This window comes from Leisingera sp. ABM4_103, assembly GCF_056158685.1.
Window position 1 is genome coordinate 3,274,868 of the sequence record NZ_JBSWTU010000005.1, and the last position, 17,820, is coordinate 3,292,687.

14 protein-coding genes and 1 tRNA gene are annotated in these 17,820 nt (G+C 62.6%); 6 read left to right on the plus strand and 9 right to left on the minus strand.

Translation table 11 applies throughout. From position 1 onward, the window contains the following. Positions 1 to 8: 8 nt before the first annotated feature. The 4 genes from trpC to ACXAED_RS17890 are packed head-to-tail and all read right to left on the minus strand — an operon-like array spanning position 9 to position 3,083. Positions 9 to 821, minus strand: a complete 813-nt coding sequence (gene trpC / locus ACXAED_RS17875) for an indole-3-glycerol phosphate synthase TrpC (RefSeq protein ID WP_475051965.1) — start codon at positions 819 to 821, stop codon at positions 9 to 11. A 14-nt stretch (positions 822 to 835) separates the two neighbouring features. After that, a complete protein-coding gene (locus ACXAED_RS17880; protein ID WP_475051966.1) occupies positions 836 to 1,489 on the minus strand; it encodes a uracil-DNA glycosylase in 654 nt (217 codons plus the stop codon). After that, positions 1,486 to 2,505 carry an anthranilate phosphoribosyltransferase gene (gene trpD, locus ACXAED_RS17885; protein ID WP_475051968.1) on the minus strand — a complete coding sequence of 340 codons (1,020 nt, stop codon included), beginning with the start codon at positions 2,503 to 2,505 and terminating at the stop codon, positions 1,486 to 1,488. Before trpD ends, ACXAED_RS17880 begins: the two co-directional genes overlap by 4 nt. Continuing rightward, entirely contained in the window at positions 2,502 to 3,083 is a 582-nt protein-coding gene (locus tag ACXAED_RS17890; protein WP_475051970.1) for an anthranilate synthase component II, read from the minus strand. The genes trpD and ACXAED_RS17890 overlap by 4 nt, the downstream gene beginning before the upstream one ends. Before the next feature lie 191 nt (positions 3,084 to 3,274). On the opposite strand from ACXAED_RS17890, the gene ACXAED_RS17895 reads away from it, so the two are divergent. Next, positions 3,275 to 4,849: a divergent polysaccharide deacetylase family protein gene (locus tag ACXAED_RS17895; protein ID WP_475051971.1), complete on the plus strand. Its 1,575-nt coding sequence runs from the start codon at positions 3,275 to 3,277 to the stop codon at positions 4,847 to 4,849. Between the two features lie 80 nt (positions 4,850 to 4,929). Here ACXAED_RS17895 and trpE read toward each other — a convergent pair whose 3' ends face one another. The 5 genes from trpE to fabI form a co-directional block, all read right to left on the minus strand. Continuing rightward, positions 4,930 to 6,441: an anthranilate synthase component I gene (gene trpE, locus ACXAED_RS17900; protein ID WP_475051973.1), complete on the minus strand. Its 1,512-nt coding sequence runs from the start codon at positions 6,439 to 6,441 to the stop codon at positions 4,930 to 4,932. A 15-nt stretch (positions 6,442 to 6,456) separates the two neighbouring features. Continuing rightward, a complete protein-coding gene (locus ACXAED_RS17905) occupies positions 6,457 to 8,298 on the minus strand; it encodes a peptidyl-prolyl cis-trans isomerase (RefSeq protein ID WP_475051975.1) in 1,842 nt (613 codons plus the stop codon). Positions 8,299 to 8,416: 118 nt separating this feature from the next. Further along, positions 8,417 to 9,592: an aminotransferase gene (locus tag ACXAED_RS17910; protein ID WP_475051977.1), complete on the minus strand. Its 1,176-nt coding sequence runs from the start codon at positions 9,590 to 9,592 to the stop codon at positions 8,417 to 8,419. Between the two features lie 149 nt (positions 9,593 to 9,741). Further along, complete coding sequence (gene gpt, locus ACXAED_RS17915; protein ID WP_475051978.1) at positions 9,742 to 10,245, minus strand: xanthine phosphoribosyltransferase; 504 nt, start codon at positions 10,243 to 10,245, stop codon at positions 9,742 to 9,744. A 71-nt stretch (positions 10,246 to 10,316) separates the two neighbouring features. After that, on the minus strand, positions 10,317 to 11,120 hold the full coding sequence (gene fabI, locus ACXAED_RS17920; RefSeq protein ID WP_421055384.1) for an enoyl-ACP reductase FabI: 804 nt from the start codon (positions 11,118 to 11,120) through the stop codon (positions 10,317 to 10,319). Positions 11,121 to 11,254: 134 nt separating this feature from the next. On the opposite strand from fabI, the gene pdxH reads away from it, so the two are divergent. The 5 genes from pdxH to ACXAED_RS17945 all read left to right on the plus strand — a co-directional run bounded on the left by pdxH (position 11,255) and on the right by ACXAED_RS17945 (position 17,504). Beyond that, the gene (pdxH, locus tag ACXAED_RS17925) at positions 11,255 to 11,860 is read left to right on the plus strand and encodes a pyridoxamine 5'-phosphate oxidase (RefSeq protein ID WP_475051979.1); all 606 of its coding nucleotides are present in this window, start codon (positions 11,255 to 11,257) and stop codon (positions 11,858 to 11,860) included. Positions 11,861 to 11,993: 133 nt separating this feature from the next. After that, positions 11,994 to 12,533 (plus strand): cold-shock protein, encoded by a 540-nt coding sequence (locus tag ACXAED_RS17930; protein ID WP_475051980.1) that lies wholly within the window; start codon positions 11,994 to 11,996, stop codon positions 12,531 to 12,533. A 4-nt stretch (positions 12,534 to 12,537) separates the two neighbouring features. Further along, positions 12,538 to 13,014 (plus strand): DUF192 domain-containing protein, encoded by a 477-nt coding sequence (locus ACXAED_RS17935; protein ID WP_475051982.1) that lies wholly within the window; start codon positions 12,538 to 12,540, stop codon positions 13,012 to 13,014. 43 nt (positions 13,015 to 13,057) lie between these two features. Beyond that, positions 13,058 to 13,134 (plus strand) — tRNA-Pro (locus ACXAED_RS17940). A 725-nt stretch (positions 13,135 to 13,859) separates the two neighbouring features. Continuing rightward, entirely contained in the window at positions 13,860 to 17,504 is a 3,645-nt protein-coding gene (locus ACXAED_RS17945; RefSeq protein ID WP_475051984.1) for a vitamin B12-dependent ribonucleotide reductase, read from the plus strand. Positions 17,505 to 17,820 lie beyond the last annotated feature (316 nt).

Below are 17,820 nucleotides of genomic sequence, written 5' to 3' on the forward strand. Positions count from 1 at the left end.
TGCCTCCTTTACATCATGCCGGGAGTCAGAGGGTTGGCGAGCAGAGTACGGGTGGCCGCGGCCACGTCCTCCTGGCGCATCAGGCTTTCGCCGATCAGGAAGGTGCGGGCGCCGTAACGGGCCATGTCCGCCAGATCCTCGGGTGTGGTCAGGCCGCTTTCGCAAACGATGGTCCGGTCAGCAGGCACCAGGCGCGACAGCTCGCGGGTGGTGTCCAGCGTGGTCTCAAACGTCTTGAGATTGCGGTTGTTGATGCCCATCAGCGGCGATTTCAGATTGCAGGCGCGCTCCAGCTCTTCGGCGTCATGCACCTCGAGCAGCACATCCATGCCCCATTCAAAGGCACTTTCCTCCAGCTCCTGCGCCTGTTCGTCGGAGACGGAAGCCAGGATGATCAGGATGCAGTCGGCGCCCAGCGCACGGGCTTCGGCCACCTGATAGGTGTCGTACATGAAGTCCTTGCGCAGTGCCGGCAGCGAGCAGGCTGCGCGCGCCTGGGTGAGGAAGTCTTTGGCACCCTGAAAGCTGGGCGTATCGGTGAGCACCGACAGGCAGGTGGCGCCGCCGGCCTCATAGGCTTTGGCCAGTTCGGCGGGTTCAAAATCCGGGCGGATCAGCCCCTTGGACGGGCTGGCTTTCTTGATCTCCGCGATGAGGCCGTACCCTTGGCGGCTGGCCTGAAACAGGCTGTCGGCAAAGCCGCGCACCGGGGAGGCTTCGCGCGCCTCGGCCTCAACCGCCTCAAGCGGTTTCGCGGCTTTGTCGGCGGCCACTTCCTCAAGCTTATAGGCCTTGATCTTGTCCAGCACGTTTTGGGTCATGCCAGTGCCTCCGTTCATGTGTTCCAGTCTATGCCGGCTTCACCGCGTGCGGCGAGCCAATTGTTCACTTTTGAGAAGGGCCGGGACCCAAAGAAGCCGCGCCGCGCCGACAGGGGCGAGGGATGCGCGGTTTTCAGGATCAGGTGATCGCCCGGTTTGATATGTTTTTCAAGCTTTTGCGCCGCATTACCCCAGAGAATGTAAGCGGTGGGGCGTTCTGACGTCAGCTCCAGCACCTGATGCACCAGATGGTGCCAGCCGAGGTGCTTGTGGCCGTTTGCCTCACCCGCGGGGACCGACAGGGCGGTGTTCAGCAGCAGCACCCCCTGGCGGGCCCAGCCGCGCAGGTCGCCGTTCGGACGGGTTGCACCAAGATCCGCCTCCAGCTCCTTGTAAATATTGGATAAGGAGCGGGGAAGCGGGCGCACGCCCGGTTCTGCCGAGAACGCAAGCCCGTGGGCGTGGCCGGGCGTGGGATAGGGGTCCTGGCCCAGGATCACCACGCGGGTGTCCTCCGGCTGGGTCAGCTCCAGCGCGGCAAACCGCTGCAGCGCCGGCGGCAGGACCTCACGCGGGTCCGCCTGCAGCGCGGCTGCAATACCGGACCATTGATCTGTGAAGAAGGGCAGGCCGGCCCAGCGGCCCAGCCCTGGCGGAAGAGCGGTCATGCGGCTGAGGTGATGCGGGCCAGCGCCTCTACCTTGGCTTTGGCAGCACCGCTGTCGATCGACGCGGCGGCGCGGGCGACGCCCTCCTTGAGGTCCGCAGCCTTACCGGCCACCACCAGCGCAGCGGCTGCGTTTAGCAGCACTGCATCGCGGTAAGCCGAGGGCGTGCCCTGCAACAGCACACGGAAGGCCATCGCGTTTTCTTCCGGCGTGCCGCCGACAATCTTGTCGAAGGAATGCACCGGCAGGCCTGCGTCCTCCGGATGCAGCTCGACGTCGCGGATGCTGCCGTCCTCTTCGAGCGCGGATACCCAGCTGATGCCGGTAATGGTCAGCTCGTCGGTGCCGTCGGAGCCATGCACCAGCCAGGCGCGCTCAGACCCGAGCGCCTTGAGGGTTTCCGCCATCGGACGGATCATCTCGCGGCTGAAGGCACCCGTCAGCTGGCGCTTGACGCCTGCCGGGTTGGTAAGGGGGCCGAGAATGTTGAAGATGGTGCGGGTTCCCAGCTCCTGCCGGGTGGGCATCACATGCGCCACTGCCGGGTGGTGCATGGGCGCCATCATGAAACCGATACCGGCTTCATTGATCGCTTTTTCAACAACTTGCGGGCCGACCATCACGTTGATTCCCATCTGCGACTGCAAGTCCGCGGTGCCGGATTTGGAGCTGAGGTTCCGGTTGCCGTGTTTGGCGACCACAACGTCGGCGCCCGCAACAACAAAGGCGGTGGCGGTGGAGATGTTGAGGGTGTTCTTGCCGTCACCGCCAGTTCCAACGATGTCCATCGCGCCTGCGGGTGCCTTCACCGGGTTGCACTTGGCGCGCATTACGGCGGCGGCGGCGGCATATTCATCAACGCTTTCGCCGCGGGTGCGCATCGCCATCAGCAGGCCGCCGATCTGACTGGGCGTGGCCTCGCCTTCGAACAGCAGTGTAAAGGCGGTTTCAGCCTCTTCGCGGGTCAGGGAGCGTTCGGCAGCGGCTCCGATGAGCGGCTTCAGGCGGTCGCTCATGCGGGCACCTTCATAACGTCGAGAAAGTTTTTCAGCAGCGCGTGGCCGTGTTCGGAGGCGATGGATTCGGGGTGGAACTGGACCCCGTGAATCGGCAGCGCCTTGTGCTGCAGGCCCATGATGGTGCCGTCTTCCAGCTCCGCTGTGATCTCCAGGCAGTCCGGCAGGCTGTCGCGCTCCACCACCAGGGAGTGGTAGCGCGTCGCTTCAAAGGGCGAGGGCAAGCCTTTGAAAACACCCTTATCTTTGTGGTGCATCTTGCCCATCTTACCGTGCACGATCTCGTGGCAGCGCACCACCTTGCCGCCAAAGGCCTGGCCGATGGTCTGATGGCCCAGGCAGACGCCCAGCAGCGGTGTTCCGGTCTCAGCCGCCGCTTCGGTCAGCGCCAGGCAGATACCGGCCTGATCGGGATCGCAGGGCCCGGGCGACAGCAGGATGCCGGACGGCTTCATCGCCATCGCTTCCTGCACGTTGATGGCGTCGTTGCGGTGCACTTCCATTTCCGCGCCCAGCTCGCCCAGATAGTGCACGAGGTTGTAGGTAAAGGAATCGTAGTTGTCGATCAGCAGCAGCATCGTAGCGGGCTCTTTTAAGGGTGGCGGGCCGGGGGCGCGCCGCAGTATAGTGGTCGAAACATACATGTTCAGGGATACGGGGCAGCGTCAAGGGCAGGAAAGGCGATTGCGGGACAGGGCCGGTAACAGGGCCCGTCCAGGCAGGCCGGATTGACGCAGCACGGAAAGACGGATTGAGAGGCAAAACAGGCATGCGTGGATTTCTGGGCGGCGTGAGTGTTGGGGCTTTGCTGGCCGCTGGCGGGCTGGCGATGCTGTCATTATCGGTGCCGCTGCCGGTTTCGGAACCGGAGAAACAGGCCGGTGAAGACCAGACGGCTGCCGTGCCGCAACCTTTTGAACAATCAGATGAAGATATGGCCGGCACCGCGACGGAGCCGGCGCCGCATGAGCCTGGCGATGCCCCGCAAATGCCTGATGGCGGCGGCGAAGTTGCGGAAATCCCCGGCAATGGCCAGGGGCGCGATGCAGACCTTGTGGAAGCACAGCCTGCAAGTCCGGCCGCAACTGGTGCAGCCGATGATCTGAGCGCCTTGACTGGAGTTGATACGGCACCTGCAGGCAAGCCGGAGGTCGGCCTTGCCGCATCTGCGGTTGACGGAACCAGTCCCGCACCGGCCCCAGCGCCGGGTGTGGAGCAGACCAGTCCTGAAGGCCAGCCGCAGGCCGCCCAGCCGGAGGCCCCGCAAGCGCCCGGCAGCGAGACCGCAGTTATAGCCGCAAAGGAGCCGGCGCCAGAACCCGAACAGCCGGCCGAAGAAGAGACTGCCTCTGTCGCGGCGCCTCAGGAAACAACACCATTGCCCGCCGTGCAGCAAGACCCCGCCTTGCAAACGACCGCATCGGTTCTGGCCCCCGATATCGGTGCGGCGCCGCAAGCGACCACATTGCCGGTGATCGGCGCGGCGCCGGCTGTCCCTGAGACCAGCGCCGGGGATGAAGCTGTGCAGACTGAGGACGAGGCCGGCGTTGCTCAAGAGCCGGAGCAGGAGGTCCTGGCTCCGCGCATCGGAACGCCGGTGGTTCCCCTGACCGAACGGGACAAGACGCAGGAATTTGCGCAGGCCGGCCCCCAGCCGCAGGACAAGCCGCCGTTTCTGGCTTTTGCGGAACCGTTCGCCAACCCGGAAGACCGGCCGCTGATGTCGATCGTGCTGATTGATGACGCCGGTGCCGTGGGCGCAGAAGCGCTGGCAGAGTTTCCGTATCCCTTGAGCTTTGCCATTGACCCTGACGACCCTGAGGCCGCGGCGAAGATGGCGGCGCGCCGGGCGGCGGGGTTCGAGGTTCTGATGCTGGCGGACCTGCCGCGTGCCGCCACGCCGCAGGACGCCGAGACGGCGCTGGAAGTCTGGCGCGGGAACTTGCCGGAAGCGGTGGCCATTCTGGAAGGGGTGGACACCGGAGTGCAAGGCAACCGGCCGCTGGCGGATCAGGTGGCGGCGATGGCGGCCTCTGCCGGCTATGGCCTGGTGACACAGAACAGCGGCCTCAACACGGTGCAGAAACTGGCGCTGCGGGATGGTGTGCCTGCCGGTGTGGTGTTCCGCGACTTTGACGGGGCGGGCCAGAATCCGCGGGCGATCCGGCGGTTTCTGGATCAGGCGGCGTTCCGGGCCGGACAGGAGGGCGCGGTGATCATGCTGGGCCGTCTGCGGCCCGATACGATTTCGGCGCTGCTGCTTTGGGGGTTGCAGGACCGGGCCGCCCGGGTGGCCCTGGCGCCGGTATCTGCCAGCCTTGAGGCGCAGCTGCCGTCAAAGTGAAACGGCGCCCTGGGCGGGCGCCGTTGCCTCCGGCGGGAGTACTTCGGGAAACGTGAAGCTTCGGCGGTGTCTCTTGGGCGTTACCGGTTGCCGTTGCCGGTAAAGCGGGCGGCATCTGCAGCGGCGCGGCGGATGGCGTTGGATTTATGGACTGTCTCCATATACTCCGCCTCCGGGTCGCTGTCGTAGACAACGCCGCCGCCTGCCTGGATGTAGAGGTTCTGGTCCTTGACGATGGCGGTGCGCAGAGCAATGCACATGTCCATGTCGCCACCGGCCGAGAAATAGCCGACACCGCCGCCGTAGATACCGCGCTTTTCCGGTTCCAGCTCGTCGATGATCTCCATCGCACGCACCTTGGGCGCGCCGGAGACGGTGCCTGCGGGCATGCCGGCAAAGAAGGCATTCAGCGCATCCTTGTCCTCTGCCAGTTCCCCCACGACGTTGGAGACGATATGCATCACGTGGCTGTAGCGTTCGATGATGAATTTCTCAGTCGGGCGCACGGTGCCGATTTTAGAAACCCGGCCGGTGTCGTTGCGGCCAAGGTCCAGCAGCATCAAGTGCTCGGCCAGTTCCTTCTTGTCGGCGAGCAGATCCAGTTCCAGCGCCTTGTCTTCCTCAGGCGTGGCGCCGCGGGGACGGGTGCCTGCGATCGGGCGGATGGTAACTTCTTGGCCGAAGACGCGGACCAGGATTTCAGGGCTCGCGCCCACCACCTGGAAGCCGCCGAAGTTGAAGTAGAACATAAAGGGCGACGGGTTGGTGCGCCGCAAAGAGCGGTAGAGGGCGAAGGGCGGCTGGCGGAACTCCTGGGTCCACCGTTGTGCCGGCACCACCTGGAAGATGTCGCCTGCGCGGATGTAGTCCTTGGCCTTCTCCACCGCGGCCATGTAGCCCTCTTTGGTGAAATTCGATACCGGCGGCGCGACCTCATCAGCATCGCCGAGATCGCGGCTTTCCGCGGGCATGGCGCGTTCCAGATCGCGGACCGCGTCCATCACCCGTTCCGCAGCCTGAGCGTAGGCCGCCTTGGCGGTCTGGCCGTCGCTGGCCCAGGCGGGGGAGACCACGGTGACCTCGCCCTTGACCCCGTCCAGAACCGCAATCACCGAGGGCCGCAGCATCAGCGCATCGGGCAGGCCGAGCGGGTCGGGGTTCACGTCCGGCAGGTGCTCCACCAGCCGGATCATGTCATAGCCAAGATAGCCGAAGAGACCGGCGGCAGCCTGGGGCAGATCGTCGGGCAGGGCAATTTTGCTTTCTGCAATCAGCGCCCGCAGGTTGTCCATTGGGTTGCCGTCCTGCGGCGTGAAGTCATCCGCGTCAAACCGCGCTGAGCGGTTGAGCGCGGACTGCTCGCCGTGGCAGCGCCAGACCAGATCCGGTTTCATGCCGATGATCGAATAGCGCCCGCGCACTTCGCCGCCGGTCACCGATTCCAGCATGAAGGCATCCTTTTGGGCGCCGGTGAGCTTGAGCATCAGCGACACCGGCGTGTCAAGGTCGGCGGCAAGGCGGGTGTAGACGACCTGGTTTTCGCCGGCCTCATAGGCCTTGGCGAAACTGTCGAAATCGGGGGTCAGGGCCATGGGTGCTTGCCTTGATTACTGGAAGTTTGCCTGCGCTGCATTCAGCGCCTGCTGGTCGACACGGGGTTCGGCGCGGGCTTGGACATCCTGCACATAGGCCTGGAACAGCTCCTCGGCCAGCGACTGGTCCAGTTGCGCCTGCAGGGCCTGGGTGAGCAGGGTCATGTCGTCGCTCTGCTCCGGCGGCAGGATGGCATCGAGACGGACCACAACGGCCGAGTTCGCATCTTGCACCAGGCGGAACTCTCCGACCTCCATATCGAACACCCCGGTAACCAGCTCCGCCGGCACGGTGTCGATGTAGGCAGTGCGGGTCAGTCCGGTTTCGGTTTTGACCTCGGCGTCTTCCGCAAAGTTATCCTGGGCCTCTGCCTGAGCCAGCAGCTCCTCACCCTGTGCTTTCAGGGCGTTTGCCAGGCGGTCAGCCTGCCAGGCAGCCAGGACCTTGTCTTTGGCTTCTGCAAAGGGTTCGGGGCGTTCGGGCAGAACCTCGTCAAGGCGCAGGGCGAACAGGCTGCCATCGTCCAGGAAATTCACTTCCGGAAAGTCATCTGCGGTGACCGCAGCAGCGGCGGTGCGGAACCCTTCATATGCGGCGATGCCCTCGCTGGACTCTTCGGTCCAGTTGATCTGAACCAGTTCCAGCCCGCTCTCGGTCGCCAGCTCCTCCAGGGTCGCGCCGCCGGCAAGCATGTCGTCGATATCTTCGGCCTGCGCCTCCACCAGGCGGCGGGCACGGCCGGAGGCGAGTTCCTCGCGCAGTTCCGGCTCTGCCTGATCAAAGGTTGTGATCTGGGCTTCCAGACGGCCGTTCACACGGTAGAGCGCCGGGCCGAGATCGGAGGGCAGGGGGCCTGCCACAGTGCCAACCTCAGCAGCAAACACATCTGTGCCTGCCGCGCCGAGATCACCCATGGTCACGTCGCCCATGTCAACGTCCTGCAGAGTCAGCCCGCGGGCCTCGACAACGCTTTCAAAGGTGGCTCCGCCGGTTTCCAGCTGCGCCTTCGCGCTGGCCGCGGCCTCCTGATCGGCAAAGACCAGACGCTCGACCAGGCGGCGTTCGGGCACCTGATACTGTTCGCTGCGGTCTTCAAACAGCTGCTGCAGGGCAGTCTCGTCGATCTCAACCTCATCCATCAGCATGGAAGGGCGCAGGGCGGCGTAGGTAATGACCTTGGTTTCCGGCAGCATGAACTGGTCCTGATTGGCCTCGTAGAAGGCTTGCAGGTCCTCATCTGACGGAACCTCGGCGGTCAGTGCGATGTCAGCAGCATTGAGCTGAACGTAAGAGAAGCTGCGGCGGGCGCCGATGAAACCGGTCAGGGTTTCGGTCAGCGTTTCCGGCATTTTGGTGCCGGACAGAACTGCACCCTGCACCATTGTGCGGGCGGCTTCGCGGCGCAGGTCCTCTTCGAATTCTTTCTCGGTCAGGCCGGCGTTGCGCAGGGCAAAGCGGTAGGCGTCGCGGTCGAATTCGCCGCTGACGCTTTGGAAGGCATCAATTGAAGAGAGTTCTTCGATCAGGTTTTCATCGCCGATCGACAGGCCCAGCTGCTTGGCTTCGTGGTCCAGTGCCGCCAGAGAGATCAGCCGCCCGAGAACCATCCGGTCCATCCCGAAGGCAGTCATCTGCGACATCGACACCGCCTGTCCGGTCTGAGCCTGCAGGGCGCGCTGCTCGCGCTGAAGCTCGCGGACATAGTTTCCGATGCTGACTTCCTCATCGCCGACCTGGGCAACGGAGGAGGAGGAACTGGTGAAATTCACCGCGCCAAATCCGGCGAGGCCGACAATCAGCATCCCCATCAGGATCCAGACAAAGGTTTTGGATAGGTGTTTCATGCCTGCGGCCATGATGCCCTCTTTATTGTTCTGCTGCGCAAGGGTTTGCCTGGCAGCGGGAAATGCCGCTGACTGAATACGCGGCTGCCCGCAGAGGGGCAAGACGGTTGCGGATCAAACTGCTGGATGATCAGGGATTAAAGGCCGCCAGACGGTCGAACAGCGTCCGGATGCCTGCCCGGTCCACATTTGCAAAGGCAATGCGGAACTGGCGGTCGCCATCCGGGTCGCCTGCGGGCATGAACATCGAGCCCGGCAGCATCAGGATCGAGGCATCAGACACCAGCCGCTTTGCGATCTCCTCGGATGGCGCGTCAAAGGGGTGTTCGACATAGGCAAAATAGGCGCCGCAGCCGAGCAGTTTCCAGCCTTTGGCCGCCAGTACCGGGAACCCTTCCTCAATCGCGGCGCGGCGGTCCAGGATTTCCTGGCGTTCGCCCGCCAGCCAATCCTGCAGGTTTTCAATTCCCCATAGGGCGCCGGCCTGGCCCAGCTGCGAGGGGCAGATTGTGACGGTATCCAGAAACTTCTCCATTTCGAACATCCGGTCCTCAGATGCCGCAATGGCGCCGACCCGGTGGCCGGTCAGCCGGTAAGCCTTGGAAAAGGAGTAGAGATGGATCAGGGTCCTGTCCCACTCCGGCATCTGAAACAGCCCGTGCGGCGCGCCCTCACGGCTGTCGAAATCGCGGTAGGTCTCGTCTACGATGAGCGCCAGGCCGCGGTCGCGGGCGAGGCTGAAGAAGGCCTGCACCAGCCCGGCGGGGTATTCGACGCCGCAGGGATTGTTGGGTGTCACCAGAACGATGGCGCGGGTGCGCTCCGTGATCAGGGATTCTGCAAGCGCGAGATCCGGCAGCATGCCTTCGCCGACGTGCAGCGGAACGGCCGTGACACCGGATATGTCCAGCCACATTTTGTGATTGAAGTACCAGGGGACCGGGATGATCACCTCGTCGCCTTCACCGCAAAGCGCAGCAATGGCGGCGGCAAAGGCCTGGTTGCAGCCGGAAGTGATGGCGATCTGCCCAGCCCGCACGCCGGCCCGGTAATGCGTGGAGATCTGCCGCGCCAGCGCCTGGCGCAGAGGCTCATTGCCCAGCACCGGGCCATAGAGGTGGGCTGAAACGTCGGTCAGCGCAGCGTCGGCCAGCGCCTGGCGCAGCCCCTGGGGCGGGGCTTCGGCCGGGGCAGCTTGGCTCACGTTCAGCAGAGGGCGGTCCGGGGGAAATGCGGTCCCGGCCACCCAGCGGCGCGATTCGACGATGGGCGAGACAAAAGTGGTTTGGGTGCGGGGCAGGGGCATGAGCGGCTCCGGGCTGCGGCGTGTCTTCCGGCGCGTCCGATTGCGCCCGGCATATGTCTGGCACGGCGCCGGTCGCGGCTCAAGCAGGAAGGCCCAAAAGAAAAGGCGCGCTGTAACGCGCGCCTCTGACACCTTGAAACAGAGCCGGGTCAGTCTTTGCCGCGGTAGGGCTCCACGTACTGCAACGCCATGTCCCAGGGAAAGAAGATCCAGGTGTCCTGGCTTACTTCGGTGATGAAGGTGTCCACCATCGGGCGCCCCTTGGGCTTGGCATAGACAGTGGCAAAATGCGCCTTGGGGTACATCTCGCGCACCAGTTCCAGGGTTTTGCCGCTGTCGACCAGGTCGTCGATGATCAGCACGCCCTCGCCGTCGCCCATCAGATCAGCGTCCGGGGCTTTCAGCACCTCTGCTTCGCCTTGGGCTTGGTGGTGGTAGGACCGTACCGAGATCGTATCGACGGTACGGATGTCCAGTTCGCGGCTGACGATCATGGCCGGCGCCATGCCGCCGCGGGTAATCGCCACAACGGCACGCCAAGCGCCGCCATCGGGGCCTTGCCCGTCCAGACGCCAGGCCAGCGCGCGCGAGTCGCGATGGATCTGGTCCCAGCTGATGTGAAAGCCTTTTTCGTGCGGCAGACGGTCAGTCATGTTTCTTGCTCCCCGCGAAATCGCGTCAGCTTGCCGGATCCGGGGCTGCAGCCCGGGCCCGGTATCAGATTTTACTTCGAAATATCCGGTGCATCCACCGCCTTCATGCCCACTACATGATAGCCTGCATCCACATGCAGGTTCTCGCCGGTCACGCCGGAGCTGAGATCGGACAGCAGGTAAAGTGCGGAATTGCCGACGTCGCCGATGGTCACATTGCGGCGCAGCGGCGAGTTGTACTCGTTCCACTTCATGATGTAGCGGAAGTCGCCAATGCCGGAGGCGGCCAGGGTCTTGATCGGGCCAGCCGAGATCGCGTTGACGCGGATGCCGTCCTTGCCCAGATCCTCGGCCAGGTATTTGACCGAAGCCTCGAGCGCGGCCTTGGCCACACCCATGACATTGTAATGGGGCATCACCTGTTCGGCACCGTAGTAGGTGAGGGTCAGCAGCGAGCCGCCTTCGGTCATCAGCTTCTCGGCGCGTTTTGCAACCGCAGTGAAGGAAAAGACCGAAATGTCCATGGTCATCTGGAAATTGCTGCGGCTGGTGTCGACATAGCGGCCGCGCAGCTCGTTCTTGTCGGAAAACCCGATGGCGTGAACCACAAAGTCCAGCTTGCCCCACTTGGCTTCCAGCTCGGCGAACAGGCCGTCGATCGAGGCTTCGTCCGAAACATCGCAGGGCAGGACGATATCGCTGCCCAGCTGCTCGGCCAGCGGTCCGACCCGCTTTTTCAGTGCTTCACCCTGATAGGAAAAGGCAAGCTCGGCGCCGGCATCGGCGCAAGCCTTGGCAATCCCCCAAGCAATGGATTTGTCGTTGGCCAGGCCCATGATGAGGCCGCGCTTACCGGCCATCAGTTGACTAGACATGCAGGTTCTCCGCCTGTGATCTCTTGAATTAGACGGTGTTTAGTATGCCGCGCGGGCCGCTTCAAGGGTGCACGCCCTTGCCGCCGGGCAGGAAGCTGCATAGGTTGCAGCGAAACCCCACGATGAGGTGCACAATGTCCGACCGTTCCGGAATTTTTGCAGGCGACGATCCGTTTGCAATCGCCCGCGCCTGGCTGGCGGAGGCGGAGCAGTCAGAACCCAATGATCCCAACGCCATTGCACTGGCCACGGTGGACGAAAGCGGACTGCCCAATTCCCGGATGGTGCTGCTCAAGGAAATCGAAGACGGTGCCTTTGTGTTTTACACGAACTACGAAAGTGCAAAGGCGCAGGAGTTGGATCAAGCAGGCAAGGCCGCTTTTGTGATGCACTGGAAATCTCTGCGCCGCCAGATCCGGGTGCGCGGAACAATCAGCCGCGAGGACGGGCCGCAGGCTGACGAATACTACAGGTCCCGTTCGCTCAAAAGCCGCCTTGGCGCCTGGGCATCGAAACAATCGCAGCCCCTGGACAGCCGCGGTACGCTGATGGCGGAGGTAGCCAAGGTGACGGCTTTGAAGGGGCCGAACCCGGAGAGGCCGCCATTCTGGGGCGGCTACAGGCTGGCGCCTGTTGAGATCGAATTTTGGGCTGATGGCGCATTCCGGCTGCATGACCGGTTTCGCTGGCGTCGCAAAGAGGGCACCGCAGAATGGGAAATTCTGCGGCTAAACCCGTGATGGAAATAGTTAACGTTTACCTAGGGTCAATAGCAGTTTCATGACAATTTCAAGACTTTTTAGCTTGAAATCCAAGGTCAGAATTGCGCATCAGAGCTTCATCAAAAATAATAAAACGTGGTGGGAAAAGTAAGTGGCAGAAGATCTCAGCAGCTTGCATCAGATTCAGGGGCTGGTGAAGTGGTTCGACCCGGCCAAAGGTTACGGGTTTGTCGTATCTGACGAGGGCGGTCCGGACATTCTTCTCCACGTTAACGTGCTGCGCAATTTCGGCCAAAGCTCTGTCGCGGACGGGGCAAGGATCGAAATTGTAACGCATCAGACCGGCCGCGGTGTTCAGGCGGTTGAGGTTCTTTCCATCATGCCGCCGGAACGCGACGACACTCCGGTGCTGAGCGATTTCGCCGAGCTGGATATGGACAGCCTTCAAAGCGAACCGCTGGAGCCGGCGAGGGTCAAATGGTTCGACAAGGGCAAGGGGTTCGGCTTTGCCAATGTCTTTGGCCGCGGCGAGGATGTTTTCCTGCATGTCGAGGTTCTGCGCCAGTCCGGGCTTGCCGATCTGCAGCCGGGCGAAGCGCTGGCGATGCGGGTGATCGACGGCAAGCGCGGCCGCATGGCGGTAGAAGTGCTGGCCTGGGAAGCCGCGCTTCAGCCCGGCGCGTCGGACTGACACCATGAGACGGCGCCTAGTTCAACTGAGCTTGTGCGCCGCCCTGACCGTTATTGCTGCCCCGGCGCTTGCAGCGGACTGCGCGCCGGGCCGGGTCGATTTACGCGGCGCCTGGGGACAGGCAGCCTTTGACGTCGAGATCGCCGACAGCGAGGCCGAACGGGCAAAGGGGCTGATGTTCCGGAAAGAGCTGCCGCGCGGGGCAGGGATGCTGTTTGTTTATGAACAGCCGCAACCGGCCGCCTTCTGGATGAAGAACACGCTGATCCCCCTGGACATCATCTTTCTGGATGAACGGGGACAGGTGACGTCTATTCACGAAAACGCAGTGCCCGGCGATCTGACACCGATCCCCGGCGGCGACCAGGTGTTTGCGGTCCTTGAAATTAACGGCGGGCTCGCCCGCAGTTATGGCATCTCAGCCGGCAGCCAGATGCGCCACAAAATTTTTTCCGGTAGCGGCGCAGTTTGGCCCTGTTAGGGGTTTTCAAATCAATCCGCCGGAGATAGGAAGGCGCACGGTCCGGGGCGTGGCGCAGTCTGGTAGCGCACCTGTTTTGGGTACAGGGGGTCGTGAGTTCGAATCTCGCCGCCCCGACCACTCCACATCATAAAACCTCAGCGAATCTTTCGCGGCAGCGCAGCCTGCAGGGAATCGTTTCGCGCGCATGGAGAGTTGTTAGACGCTAGCGCAACCTAAGGCGTTAATACTTCCTTAACCCCTTGTTAAGGCTTCTTCAATCAATTGGCGCGAAGGCGCATCAGATTGTTAACTGCGGTGCGGGTGCCGTAAGGGGAAGGCCATTAAGTCACGGTAAGGTCACCGTTAACTCCCTTAGGCGGCTGCAGTCTCCTGTTCTGGCCGAAGAATCCTCTGGCGGGCGTTCTTCCGGTGCTGGCGTCTTCAGCAGCCAAGGAGGCAAGTCACTCGCCTGACAATAGAAATTCGAGGTCACTGCTAGGTGTACTGAATGAGTTGAAACAGTGACCGCCTGTGGATGAATCAAATCGCACCGGCGGACCCTGCAAAGCGTAGAAAGCGTCAACAGCAAAGATCCTTTCCAAGACGTAAATTTAACGTTGACCCCTTGTGTCAGAATACGCCAAATTGTGTTCACCGGTTGCGGTGGCACTAGATCTGGTGGGTTTTGGAGCCGCAGCAACAACGCTGAAAACAGCACACAGTCCTGGGAAGAACGGCCGGCGAGGGCCTCGGGTACGCCAAATGCGGTGTGCACAGGAATGTTCGTGTGTTCTGCAGCCGGGGCAGATTGGTGCGGGGGCACCGCGACACATGAACGATGAGTGCTTGAGAAGGGGCAAAGCATGAAGATCGAACGGAAATTCACCAAACCCGGACAGGATGCCTATGCCGATCTGGCCTTTGTCTCGGCCACTTCGGAAATCCGCAACCCGGACGGGACCATCGTTTTCCGTCTCGACAATATCGAAATTCCCGCGTCCTGGAGCCAGGTTGCCAGCGACGTCATCGCCCAGAAGTATTTCCGCAAGGCCGGCGTGCCGTCCCGCCTGAAGAAGGTCCGCGAAAAGGGCGTGCCGGAGTTCCTGTGGCGCTCTGTGCCCGACGATGGCGCCGTCCTCGGCGGCGAGACCTCCTCCAAGCAGGTGTTTGACCGTCTGGCAGGCGCTTGGGCCTATTGGGGCTGGAAGGGCGGTTATTTCTCCTCCGAGGAGGACGCGCGCGCCTATTACGACGAGATGCGCTATATGCTGGCGACCCAGCGTTCGGCGCCGAACTCGCCCCAGTGGTTCAACACCGGCCTTCACTGGGCCTATGGCATCGACGGCCCGGCGCAGGGCCATCACTATGTCGACTACAAGACCGGCAAGCTGACCAAATCGGACAGCGCCTATGAGCACCCGCAGCCGCACGCCTGCTTTATCCAGTCGGTGTCCGACGATCTGGTCAAGGACGGCGGCATCATGGACCTGTGGGTGCGCGAGGCGCGGCTGTTCAAATACGGCTCCGGCACCGGCACCAACTTCTCCCATCTGCGCGCGGAGGGCGAGCCGCTGTCCGGCGGCGGCAAATCCTCAGGCCTGATGGGGTTCCTCAAAATCGGCGACCGCGCGGCGGGCGCCATCAAATCAGGCGGCACAACCCGTCGGGCAGCAAAAATGGTGATCGTCGACGCGGATCACCCGGATATCGAACAGTTCATCGAATGGAAGGTTCTGGAAGAGCAGAAAGTCGCGTCGATCGTCGCAGGCTCCAAAATGCACGAGAAGATGCTGAACGGCATTTTCGAGGCGATCCGCAGCTGGGACGGGGCCGAAGCGGATGCCTATGACCCGGCGGTCAACGGCGGGCTGAAGTCGGCGATCCGCGAAGCCAAAAAGGTAGCGATCCCGGAAACTTACATCAAGCGCGTGCTGGACTACGCCAAGCAGGGCCACACCTCGATCGAGTTTCCGACCTATGACACCGATTGGGACTCGGAGGCCTACAGCTCTGTTTCCGGGCAGAACTCCAACAACTCGATCCGGGTGACCAACGCCTTCCTGCACGCAGTCGAAAAGAACGCGGACTGGGAGCTGGTCAACCGCACCGACGGCAACGTTGCCAAGGTGGTCAAGGCCCGCGACTTGTGGGAAAAAGTCGGCCACGCGGCCTGGGCCTGCGCCGATCCGGGCATCCAGTTCCACGACACGGTGAACGAGTGGCACACCTGCCCGGAAGACGGTGAGATCCGCGGTTCAAACCCTTGTTCGGAATACATGTTCCTGGACGACACCGCCTGCAATCTGGCGTCGCTGAACCTGCTCAGCTTCCTGAAGGACGGGCTGTTCCAGGCGGATGATTTCATGCATTCCTGCCGTTTGTGGACGCTGACGCTGGAAATCTCGGTGATGATGGCGCAGTTCCCGTCCAAGGAAATCGCGCAGCGTTCCTATGACTTCCGCACCCTGGGCCTGGGCTATGCCAATATCGGCGGGCTCTTGATGAACATGGGCTACGGCTATGACTCGGACGAGGGCAGGGCGCTGTGCGGTGCGCTGACTGCGCTGATGACTGGTGTCGCCTATGCCACCTCGGCCGAGATCGCCTCGGAGCTGGGGGCCTTCCCGGGCTATGCGAAAAACGCAGACCACATGCTGCGGGTGATCCGCAACCATCGAAATGCTGCAAAGGGTAACGCAGACGGCTATGAATCGCTGTCCGTGAAACCGGTGCCGCTGGACATCGCCAGCTGCCCGGATGCGCTGCTGACCGATCTGGCGGCCAGCGCCTGGGATGAGGCGCTGGAGCTCGGCGAAAAGCACGGCTACCGTAACGCGCAGACCACGGTGATTGCGCCCACCGGCACCATCGGGCTGGTAATGGATTGCGACACCACCGGGATCGAGCCGGACTTTGCGCTGGTGAAGTTCAAGAAGCTGGCTGGCGGCGGCTACTTCAAAATCATTAACCGCTCGGTGCCGTCGGCGCTGGAGGGGCTGGGCTACAGCTCTGCCCAGATTGAGGAGATCGTGTCCTATGCGGTGGGCCACGGCTCCATCGGCAATGCGCCGGGCATCAACCACACCTCGCTGGCCGGTCACGGCTTTGGCCCCAACGAGCTGGCCAAGGTGGACGCGGCGCTGGAATCGGCCTTTGACATCCGGTTCGTGTTCAACCAGTGGACCCTGGGTGAGGATTTCTGCACCGGCGTGCTGGGCATCCCGGCGCCCAAGCTGAACGATCCGACCTTTGATCTGCTGCGCCACCTGGGCTTTACCAAGGCAGACATCGATGCGGCCAACGACCACGTCTGCGGCACCATGACCCTGGAGGGCGCGCCGCATCTGAAGGAAGAGCATTACGCGATCTTTGACTGCGCCAACCCGTGCGGCAAAAAAGGTAAGCGTTTCCTGAGTGTTGACAGCCATATCTACATGATGGCAGCAGCCCAGAGCTTTATCTCCGGTGCGATCTCCAAGACCATCAACATGCCGAATTCGGCCACCATCGAGGACTGCCAGAAAGCTTATGAGCTGAGCTGGAGCCTGGGGGTGAAAGCCAACGCGCTGTACCGCGACGGCTCCAAGCTGAGCCAGCCGCTGGCGGCCGCGCTGGTGGAGGATGACGACGACGCGGCGGAGGTGCTGGAGAGCGGCTCGACCCAGGAAAAGGCCGCGGTGCTGGCGGAGAAGATCGTCGAGAAAGTGGTCATCAAAGAGGTGCTGAAATCGCACCGCACCAAGATGCCGCAGCGGCGCAAGGGTTACACCCAAAAGGCGGTTGTTGGCGGCCACAAGGTGTACCTGCGCACCGGCGAATATGAGGACGGCAACCTCGGTGAGATCTTCATCGACATGCATAAGGAAGGCGCAGGCTTCCGGGCGATGATGAACAACTTCGCCATCGCGGTGTCGGTCGGCCTGCAGTACGGCGTGCCGCTGGAGGAGTTTGTCGACGCCTTCACCTTCACCAAGTTCGAGCCCGCGGGCATGGTCCAGGGCAACGACTCGATCAAGAATGCGACCTCAATCCTCGACTACGTGTTCCGCGAACTGGCGGTCAGCTATCTGGACCGCACCGATCTGGCGCATGTGAAGCCGGAAGGCGCGACCTTCGACGACCTGGGCCGCGGCGAGGAAGAAGGCGTGTCGAACGTCTCCGAGCTGAGCGAAAGCGCCGCAACGCGGTCTCTGGAAGTGCTCAAGCAAATCTCCTCGACCGGCTACTTGCGCAAGCGTCTGCCGCAGGAACTGGTGGTGCTGCAAGGCGGCCAGACAGATGCGGGGATCTTGGGAACCGGCACCGATCCGGTTGCAGCATTGCAGTCGCTGGTACCGGAAACCACTGAGGCACCAGCGCAAAGCACTGGCGGAATGGACGCCCGCACCAAGGCAAAAATGCAAGGATACGAGGGCGAAGCCTGCGGCGAATGCGGCAACTACACGCTGGTGCGCAACGGCACCTGCATGAAATGCAACACCTGCGGGGGCACCTCCGGCTGCAGCTGAGGACCTCTGCCTGCGGCGCCGGCATACCCCCGACGGCGCCGCAAACAAGTAAACTGAAGCAGGACGAACCTGCTTTGCACGAGATCCGGAATGGGTGCGCCTGTTCTGAACACCGGGATGGCCCAGGTAAGAAAATACTTTCGGGCAGTCAATGAAGGAGCCTGACCGGTGATAACTGGCTTCCTCTGTCGCAGAGGAAGCCATTTTCTTTGGTTATCTTGGGCTGCTTGGGTGGGTAATCGGGCAGCCTTATAATCAGAATTATGTTATATAATAGCTGCTTCAGGCGGCATTGCACCCACACGGCCATCCGAGT

What these genes read in the sequence shown, in the direction of transcription:
- ACXAED_RS17905 (WP_475051975.1), bottom strand. Translation starts at nt 8,298, where the DNA reads ATGGCCGCAGGCATGAAACACCTATCCAAAACCTTTGTCTGGATCCTG.
- ACXAED_RS17890 (WP_475051970.1), bottom strand. Translation starts at nt 3,083, where the DNA reads ATGCTGCTGCTGATCGACAACTACGATTCCTTTACCTACAACCTCGTG.
- trpE (WP_475051973.1), bottom strand. Translation starts at nt 6,441, where the DNA reads ATGGCCCTGACCCCCGATTTCGACAGTTTCGCCAAGGCCTATGAGGCC.
- ACXAED_RS17935 (WP_475051982.1), top strand. Translation starts at nt 12,538, where the DNA reads ATGAGACGGCGCCTAGTTCAACTGAGCTTGTGCGCCGCCCTGACCGTT.
- ACXAED_RS17895 (WP_475051971.1), top strand. Translation starts at nt 3,275, where the DNA reads ATGCGTGGATTTCTGGGCGGCGTGAGTGTTGGGGCTTTGCTGGCCGCT.
- ACXAED_RS17945 (WP_475051984.1), top strand. Translation starts at nt 13,860, where the DNA reads ATGAAGATCGAACGGAAATTCACCAAACCCGGACAGGATGCCTATGCC.
- ACXAED_RS17910 (WP_475051977.1), bottom strand. Translation starts at nt 9,592, where the DNA reads ATGCCCCTGCCCCGCACCCAAACCACTTTTGTCTCGCCCATCGTCGAA.
- pdxH (WP_475051979.1), top strand. Translation starts at nt 11,255, where the DNA reads ATGTCCGACCGTTCCGGAATTTTTGCAGGCGACGATCCGTTTGCAATC.
- fabI (WP_421055384.1), bottom strand. Translation starts at nt 11,120, where the DNA reads ATGTCTAGTCAACTGATGGCCGGTAAGCGCGGCCTCATCATGGGCCTG.
- trpC (WP_475051965.1), bottom strand. Translation starts at nt 821, where the DNA reads ATGACCCAAAACGTGCTGGACAAGATCAAGGCCTATAAGCTTGAGGAA.
- gpt (WP_475051978.1), bottom strand. Translation starts at nt 10,245, where the DNA reads ATGACTGACCGTCTGCCGCACGAAAAAGGCTTTCACATCAGCTGGGAC.
- trpD (WP_475051968.1), bottom strand. Translation starts at nt 2,505, where the DNA reads ATGAGCGACCGCCTGAAGCCGCTCATCGGAGCCGCTGCCGAACGCTCC.
- ACXAED_RS17880 (WP_475051966.1), bottom strand. Translation starts at nt 1,489, where the DNA reads ATGACCGCTCTTCCGCCAGGGCTGGGCCGCTGGGCCGGCCTGCCCTTC.